This is a genomic window from Streptomyces sp. NPDC017979, from assembly GCF_044328175.1.
In the GTDB taxonomy this organism is placed as follows: Bacteria; Actinomycetota; Actinomycetes; order Streptomycetales; family Streptomycetaceae; genus Streptomyces.
Genome location: NZ_JBIRGU010000032.1, coordinates 1 through 7,023, shown reverse-complemented (window position 1 = coordinate 7,023; position 7,023 = coordinate 1). Strand labels below are relative to the sequence as shown.

General features: G+C 70.3%; 1 protein-coding gene. It reads left to right on the top strand.

Annotated elements, in window-relative coordinates; translation table 11 throughout:
- Nucleotides 1–27 precede the first annotated feature (27 nt).
- Nucleotides 28–7,023, top strand: a 6,996-nt coding sequence (locus tag ACH4E8_RS35105; RefSeq protein ID WP_398455781.1) for an amino acid adenylation domain-containing protein, incomplete at its 3' end; no start/stop codon positions are given.

Sequence of the window (7,023 nt, the reverse complement as noted above, 5' to 3'; positions counted from 1 at the left end):
GACCACCAACACCTCAGCCTCACCCACATACACAACACCACCAACCACACCCAACTCTTCAACACCACCACCGTCTTCGAAAACTACCCCCTTGATCTGGAACGGCTGAATGACATCAGCAGCGACCTTCGCATCATCGGGATCACGACCCACGGTGACGGGGTCACGCACTATCCCTTGACGTTGTCGGTGATGCCCGGCGAGCGCATGCGGATCCGTCTCACCCACCGCCCCGAAGCCTTCGACGCGGAGACCGTCGAACGGTACGCACGGCGCTACATCGGCCTGTTGGAACTCGTGGCCCGCGCTCCCGAAACGCCGGTGCACCGGGTGGACACACTTCTCGATGAAGAACGGGCGCAACTGCTTCCCAAGCCGTCGGGGGAAGAGCAGAAGAAGCGCACGGAGTTCTTTTCCGATCTCTTCGAAGCGCGAGCAGAAGAGCGTCCGGACTCCATCGCGGTGGTGTCCGGCGAAGAATCCATCACCTACGGCGAGTTGAATACGCGCGCGAATCAGTTGGCGCATTACCTCATTGAGTGCGGGGTCGGCCCCGAGGACATCGTGGCCCTCGCCCTGCCCCGATCGCTGGAAATGATCACGGCGATCGTGGCCGTGTTGAAGACCGGCGCCGCCTATCTCCCCATCGACCCCAGCTACCCGGCCGACCGCGTCGCCTTCATGCTCACCGACGCCCAACCGGCCCACCTCCTCACCACCACCGAAACCACCGACGAAACCACCGACGAAACCACCGACGAATCCACCACCGAAACCGACACCCCGATCCCCCGTCTCCACCTCGACACCGCACACCAACAACTCGCCGAACGCCCCACTACGAACCCGACGAACAAGGACCGAACCCGGCAGCTACGGCCGGACCATCCCGCGTACGTCATCTACACCTCCGGCTCCACCGGCCGCCCCAAGGCCGTGACAGTGCCGCACCGCAACATCCACCAACTACTCAACGCCGCGGACACCCACTTCGACTTCGGCCCCGACGACGTCTGGCTCCTCTTCCACTCCTACTCCTTCGACGTCTCCGTCTGGGAGATCGCCGGCGCACTCCTCCACGGCGGCAAACTCGTCATCGCCTCCCACCACACCAGCCGCTCCCCGGCCGAGTTGCTGCGCCTGCTCGTGGACCAGCAGGTCACCGTCCTCAACCAGACCCCCTCGGCCTTCTACCAACTCATCCAGGCCGACCACGACGACCCCGACACCGCCGAGCGCCTCGCCCTGCGCACCGTCATCCTCGCCGGCGAAGCCCTCGACCCCACCCGCCTCAACCACTGGTACCAACACCACCCCGACACCACCCCCGTCATCGCCGACATGTACGGCCCCACCGAAACCACCGTCTACGTCACCCACCACACCCACACCACCGCCACCACCACCTCCCCCACCAGCACCATCGGACACCCGCTACCCAACGCCCACCTCTACGTCCTCGATGCCCAGCTTCGGCTGGCGCCGCCCGAAGTGGCGGGTGAGCTGTACGTCGCCGGTTCGGGACTGGCCCGCGGGTATCTGAACCGGCCGGCGCTCTCCGCCGAACGCTTCGTCGCCGACCCGTACGGGCCGGCCGGCGCCCGCATGTACCGCACCGGCGACCTCGCCCGCTGGACCAACGACGGCACCCTCCAATACCTCGGCCGCACCGACCACCAAGTCAAGATCCGCGGCTTCCGCATCGAACTCGGTGAAATCGAAGCAGCGCTGGCCAGCCACCCCGACGTGGCCCACGCCGCCGTCCACACGCACACCGACGCCTCCGGCATGCCCCAGCTCACCGCCTACCTCGTACCGGCCACGGGGCGCACCCCCAACACCATCGACCTGCGCGAGCACCTCAGCGCCGCGCTGCCCGACCACATGGTCCCCGCCGCGTTCGTCACCCTCACCGAACTCCCCCTCAACACCAGCGGCAAGCTCGACCGCAACGCCCTACCCGCACCCGACTTCACCACCCAGGTGACCGATCGCGCACCGCGCACGCCGCAGGAGAAGTCGCTCGCAGAGCTGTTCGCGGAGGTGCTCGACCTGCCGCACGTCGGGATCGACGACGACTTCTTCGCGCTCGGCGGGCACTCCCTCCTCGCCACCCGCCTCACCAGCCGCATCCGCGCCACCCTCAACGTCGAGATCCCCGTGCGTGCCCTCTTCGACAGCCCCACCGTCGCCGGCCTGGCGCCGCACCTCGACGGCAGCACGAAGCTCCGCCCGGCCCTCCGGCCGGCGAACCGGCCGGAGCGCATCCCGCTCTCCCACGCCCAACGACGCCTCTGGTTCCTCAACCAACTCGAAGGCCCCAACCCCACCTACAACCTCCCGTTCGTCCTGCACCTCTCCGGAGCCTTGGACGTCCAGGCCCTCGGTAGTGCCCTCTTCGACGTGGTGGCGCGGCACGAAAGCCTGCGCACCACGTTCCCCGACGTCTCCGGCGTCCCGCACCAGCACGTCCTCAGCCCCGAGGAAGCCGCCCCGGCCCTTCCCCTCCAGCGCACCACTCCGGAAGAACTCTCCGAAGAACTCAAGAAGGTCATTCGGCAGGGGTTCGACCTCGCGAGTGAGCCGCCGCTGCGCGCGCGCCTCTTCAACACCGCGCCGAACGAGCACTCCCTCGCGCTGGTCTTCCACCACATCGCAGCCGACGGCGAATCCGCCGCGCCGTTGGTGAACGACCTCTTCCACGCGTACGAAAGCCGTCGCCACACACCGGACCGGCCGGCCGCCCGAACTCCGCTTCCCGTGCAATATGCGGACTACACGTTGTGGCAGCGGGAGTTGCTCGGCGACGAAAGCGACGAGAACTCGCTCGCCGCCCAACAACTCGCCTACTGGCAAGAAGCACTCAAAGACCTACCCGAAGAAATCGCACTCCCCTACGACCACCCACGCCCCACCACACCCACCCACCAAAGCAACATCATCACCTTCCACATCAACCCCCAACTCCACCAACAACTCACCCACCTCGCCCACACCCACAACACCAGCCTCTTCATGGTCCTCCAAACCGCCCTCGCCACCCTCCTCACCCGACTCGGCGCCGGCACCGACATCCCCATCGGCACCCCCATCGCAGGACGCACCGACCACAACCTCACCCACCTCATCGGCTACTTCGCCAACACCCTCACCCTCCGCACCAAAACCCACGGAAACCCCACCTTCCACCAACTACTCCAACGCACCAAAGAAACCAACCTCACCGCCTACACCCACCAAGACCTCCCCTTCGAACGACTCGTAGAACACCTCAACCCCACCCGCACCACCAACCGACACCCCCTCTTCCAAACACTCCTCACCCTCCAAGAAACCCCACCCCCCACCACCCAAACACCCCACCTCACCACCCACACCCAAACCCACCCCACCGGCCAAGCCAAATTCGACCTCACCCTCGCCATCACCCAACACACCACACCCAACAACACCCCCAACGGACTCACCGCACACCTCGAATACACCACCGACCTCTTCACCCACCACACCGCACAAAACCTCACCACCCGACTCCACAACCTCCTCCACACCATCACCCAAAACCCCCACACACCCATCAACCACATCAACACCCTCACCCCACAAGAACACCAACAACTCACCCAATGGAACACCACGGACACAGTCATTCCCGAGGTGTCCCGCACCCTTCAACAGCTCTTCGGCGAGCAGGCCGCCCGCACTCCTGACGCAGTGGCCGTCCGCGCCGGCGCGGACCACCTCACGTATCGACAGCTCGATCTGCGCTCGGGCCGGCTGGCCCGCGTCCTTGCGACGTCCGGCGTCCGACCGCAGGACACCGTGGGCGTTCTGCTGGAACGCTCCACCGAACTCGTCGTCTCGCTGCTCGCCGTCGCGAAGGCGGGCGCCGCGTACCTGCCGCTCGACGGCCGCGACCCCGCGTCCCGCATCCAGGCACTGCTCGCCGAGACCGGCACCCGCGTGCTCCTCACCGATGCGCTCCCGCACGGCGACAGCCCCCTGCCCGACGACGTCCTGCCCATCGCCGTCGACCAGGCCCTCGACGCCACGGACGACGCCGAACCGCTGACCGTGCCCGGCGACCCCCGGCACCTCGCGTACGTCATGTACACCTCTGGTTCCACGGGCCGGCCCAAGGGCGTCGCGGTGCCGCACTCCTCCGTCGTCGAGCTGGCGCACGACCGCTGTTGGCAGGGCGGCAACCACCGCCGGGTCCTCTTCCACTCCCGCCACTCCTTCGACGCCGCCACCTACGAGATCTGGGTCCCGCTGCTGTCCGGCGGCGAAGTGGTCGTCGCCCCGCCCGGCCCCCTCGACGCGACCGGCGTCGAGCGCCTGGTCCGCGAGCACGGCGTCACGGCCCTCTGGCTCACCGCGGGCTTCTTCCGCCTGGTGGCCCAGGAGGCCCCCCGTAGCCTCGCGGGCCTGCGCGAGCTGTGGGTGGGCGGCGACGTCGTCGACCCGCAGGCGGTGTCCCGCGTCCGCGAGGTCTGCCCCGAACTGGTCGTCGTGGACGGCTACGGCCCGACCGAGACGACCACCTTCGCCACCCGCCACCGCGTGTCCCCGAACGGCTGCGACCGGCCCGCGGTGCCGATCGGCCGGCCGCTGGACAACACCCGGATCCACGTCCTCGACGCCGGCCTGCGCCCCGTACCGCCCGGTGTCACCGGCGAGTTGTACGTCGCCGGCGCCGGCCTGGCCCGCGGCTACCTGGGCCGGCCCGACCGCACCGCCGAGCGGTTCGTCGCCGACCCGTACGGGCCCGCCGGCACCCGCATGTACCGCACCGGCGACCTCGCCCGCAGGGACGTCGACGGCGTCCTCCACTTCGTCGGGCGCGGCGACCAGCAGGTCAAGATCCGCGGCTTCCGCATCGAACTCGGCGAAGTCGAAGCGGCCCTCACCCGGCATCCGCAGGTGGCAGGGGCCGCCGCGCACGCGTGCGTCGACGGCTCCGGCACCACCCGGCTCGTCGGCTACGTGGTACCCGCAGCCGGCGACGGCGCGGCGCTCGACACCGCGGCCGTCCGCGAGCAGCTCAAGGCGGCGCTGCCCGACTACCTGGTCCCGGCCGCGGTCGTCGCCCTCGACGCGCTGCCGCTGACCGCCAACGGAAAGCTCGACCGGCACGCGCTGCCCGCGCCCGACTTCTCCGCCCAGGTCACCGACCGCGCGCCGCGCACCCCGCAGGAGCGGGTCCTCGCGGCGCTCTGCGCCGAGGTGCTGAACCTCCCCCGGGTCGGCGTCGACGGCAACTTCTTCGAACTCGGCGGCGACAGCATCGTGTCGATCCAGTTGGTCAGCAGGGCCCGGGAAGCCGGTCTGGCGATCACCCCCCGGGACGTCTTCCAGCAGCGGTCCATCGCCGGACTCGCCGCCGTCGCCGCTGCGGCGGACGCCTCGGCCCCGGCCCCCGCCCCGACCGGCGCGGACGGCGTCGGTGACGTGCCGCTGCCGCCCGTGGCGCGCTCCTTCGACGTGGACGGCCCCGGCTTCGCGGGCTTCCACCAGTCCGTCGTGGTGCGTACGCCCGGCGGTGCCACCCACGACGCGATCGCCCGGACGCTGCAAGCCGTGTTCGACCGCCACGACGTGCTCAGGTCACGGCTCGTCGGCCCGCCCGCCGCGCGCGAGCTGCACACCGCCGCGCCGGGCGACGTCTCCGCCCGTGCGGTCCTCGGCGTGGCGCCCCTTCCCGACCCGACGGACGCGGAAGGACTGCGGGCCGACCTCGCTGCCGCGGCGGACGCCGCGCGGCTGCGGCTCGACCCCGCCGGCGGCGTGATGGCGCAGGCCGTCTGGTTCGACGCCGGTCCGAGTGCCCCCGGCCGGCTGCTGCTCCTGCTGCACCACCTCGTCGTCGACGGCGTCTCCTGGCGCATCCTGCTGGCGGACCTGGCGGCCGCGTGGCGGGCGGTCGACGCCGGCGATGAGCCGCAGTTGCCGCCCGTGCCGACGTCGTACCGGCACTGGGCGCACCTCTCGGTCGACCGGGCGAAGAGCCCGGCCCTCGCTGCGGAACTCCCCTTCTGGACCGAACTGCTGGCAGGGTCGGACACGCCGTTGGGTGCGCGTGCGCTGGATCCCTCGCGGGACACCGTGGCCACGGTCGCCACCGCGTCGTGGACGCTGCCGCCCGAGCTGACGCGGGCGCTGCTGGCGGACGTTCCGGCCCGCTACCGCTGCGGGGTCAACGACGTCCTGTTGAGCGCGTTCGCCCTCGCGCACGCCCAGTGGCAGCGGGACCGGGGCGCCGCCACGGACGGCTCGCTGCTGGTCGACCTCGAAGGGCACGGGCGCCAGGACGCCATGGCCCCGGCGCAAGGAGGCGGCGGGGACGGGGGGCTGGACCTGTCCCGTACGGTCGGCTGGTTCACCACCGTCCATCCGCAGCGGCTGGACGCCGGCACCGATGCGCTGACCGGGCCCGGGGCCGGGGCGGTGCTCAAGCGGGTCAAGGAGCAGCTCCGGGCGGTGCCGGACCACGGCGTCGGATACGGGCTGCTGCGCCGTCTCAACCCCGAGACCGCGGATCGGCTCGCGGGGCTGCCGCAGCCGCAGGTCGCGTTCAACTACCTGGGGCGCTTCCCGGCGCCGGACGACGCCGACTGGGTGGTGGCGCCGGAGGCCGACGCCCTCTCCGGAGGTGCCCACCCCGACCTGCCGCTGACGCACGCGCTCACGGTCGGCGCCGTCACCCGCGACACGTCGGACGGTCCGCTGCTGACGGTGAGCTGTGCATGGGCGGGCGGCGTCCTCGGCGAAGCGGAGGTGCGCGGCCTGGGCGACGGGTGGGTGCGGGCCCTGGGTCTGCTCGTGGCGCACGCGGAGTCCGCGGAGGGCGGTGGGCTCACGCCGTCCGACGTGCCGTTGGTGCCGCTCAGTCAGGGCGAGATCGCGGAGATCGAGGCGCAGCGGCAGGTCTTGGACGTGTTGCCGTTGGCGCCGTTGCAGGAGGGCCTGCTCTTCCACGCCCAATACGACGACCAGAACACCCCCGACGTCTACATCGTCCAA